At 43.7% G+C, this 1,293-nt stretch carries 2 protein-coding genes; both read left to right on the forward strand.

The genetic code is table 11. The annotated features are described in order from the left end of the window. Positions 1-134: 134 nt before the first annotated feature. Complete coding sequence (locus WEIDD23_RS00970; RefSeq protein ID WP_156469522.1) at positions 135-374, forward strand: hypothetical protein; 240 nt, start codon at positions 135-137, stop codon at positions 372-374. A gap of 3 nt (positions 375-377) precedes the next feature. Further along, positions 378-1,293, forward strand: a 916-nt coding sequence (locus WEIDD23_RS13345; RefSeq protein WP_242865355.1) for a glycosyltransferase, incomplete at its 3' end; no start/stop codon positions are given.

Genomic DNA, 1,293 nt, shown 5'->3' on the forward strand with positions numbered 1-1,293 from the left:
CAAAAAGCAAAGTATGACGGTACGTATGCCAAGCAAGTCAGTTTTACGCACGATGCTAGTATTGTTGGGGCGACTTTAATTAAGGTCCTGCAACAGTCTGATATTGATAAGGCGTAGGTTAGTGGGGATTAGGTTTGAAAAAGGTATTAATGGTAGCCGCCAAGGCGAACATGATTCAACAATTTAATATGCGGAATTTAGCGATTTTGACTAACTTAGGAGCTGAAGTCCATGTGGCAGCTGATTTTGAGAACTTTGGGACTGTGGATGACCAGACCAATTGTCAACTGATTATGGATTTGACGGAAATGGGAATTGTCTTACATCAAATTAATTTTGATCGTGGACTTGGGCGTTTGATGGTGAACTACTAAGTGATGACACAATTACGTCGGTTAATTGGGGAAAATCAGTATGACTTGATACATGTCCATTCGCCGATTGGGGCAGCTTTAACGCGGTTGGCATCGTGGGGTACGGGATGTCCAGTCATTTATACGGCGCATGGGTTTCATTTCTTTCGAGGTGGACCACTTAAAAACTGGTTAGTCTTTCCGATTGAGTGGTTCTTGGCTTGGCTGACGCAACATTTGTTAGTCATTAATCACACCGATGAGGCTGTTAGCCGATTCTTACCGGTACAAAGAGTCACGTATTTGCCCAGTATTGGTGCGCCAGTGCAGCGGTCATTAGCCGTTTTGCCAGTGACACGATTATCGATTCGCAAACGGATGCGCGCATGTCTTGACTTAACTAGCGATGATTTTGCAATCATTCAAGTTGGTGAGTTTAGTACTCGCAAAAATCAAGCAACACTCTTGCAAGCAGTGCATGCACTATCAAATCCACAGATAAAGATATTCTTTGCTGGGGTCGGAGCGGCTGAAGCAACAACTAAACGGTTAGTAACTGAGCTTGGCTTGTCGCAGCAAGTAACGTTTTTGGGATATCAGGCGAATTTACAAGATTTACATTACGCTGCAGACATGATTGTCATGCCATCACTACGAGAAGGATTTGGCATGGGTGGCTTTAATGCGCTAATCGATGGGGTATACATGATTGGCGCTAAGGGAACCGGCATGGCAGATTACTTAATTGACGAAAAATTAGGACAATTAATTAACCCGCTAGATGTTATGGCGTTAGCTGATGCGATTAAACGTGTGCGGGACAAACGATTACAGCCAGCATTAAACGAGTATACCGAGTTCTTAATGCAATTTGATGAGTCACGTGTTGATACAATCATGACCGGCATTTACCGTCGGTATCTTAAGGGGGATAAGGTGG

This window comes from Weissella sp. DD23 (assembly GCF_001579105.1).
In the GTDB taxonomy this organism is placed as follows: Bacteria; Bacillota; Bacilli; order Lactobacillales; family Lactobacillaceae; genus Weissella; species Weissella cibaria.